This window comes from Streptomyces griseocarneus (assembly GCF_014655595.1).
GTDB lineage: Bacteria > Actinomycetota > Actinomycetes > Streptomycetales > Streptomycetaceae > Streptomyces > Streptomyces griseocarneus.
The window spans coordinates 1-556 of the sequence record NZ_BNBL01000039.1; the positions used below are offsets into that span (position 1 = coordinate 1).

General features: G+C 72.3%; 1 pseudogene. It reads left to right on the forward strand.

Annotated elements, in window-relative coordinates:
• Positions 1-556: pseudogene (locus IE295_RS33170) on the forward strand (transposase); the annotation flags it as partial.

Here is a 556-nt window from a genome sequence, read left to right on the forward strand (position 1 = left end):
AGCGCGAGCGGCGTTTCGCTACCCGGGCCGTAGGCCGTTGCCGGACCAGGACGTGCTGTGCGGGATCCCGTACGTGCTGCACACCGGCATCCAGTGGGAGTACCCCGCCGCAGGGGGTTGGTTTCGGCTCGGGCAGGACGTGCTGGCGCCGGCTGCGGGGCTGGAACGAGCCCGGTGGCAGCGGTTGCACGAGATCCTGCTCGCTGAGCTCAGCCGCACGGCCGGACTGGCCCTCCCACGTCAGGGCCCTAAAGGGGGCAGCACATGGCCGGCCGACCGGGGCCGGGCCGGCTCCAAGCACCACCTCATCAAGGACGGCCGCGGCACCCCGCTCGCCGTCCTGCTGACCGGGGGCAACCGCAACAACATCACCCAGCTTCTACCGCTGCTGGACGCGATCCCGCCGGTCCGCGGACGCGTCGGCCGCCCCCGCCGCAAACCCGCCTCACTCTTCGCCGACCGCAGCTACGACCACGACATCTACCGCAGCCAGATCCGCGCTCGAGGCATCATGTCGGCTATCGCCCGCCGCGGCACCCGGCACGGCGCCGACTGG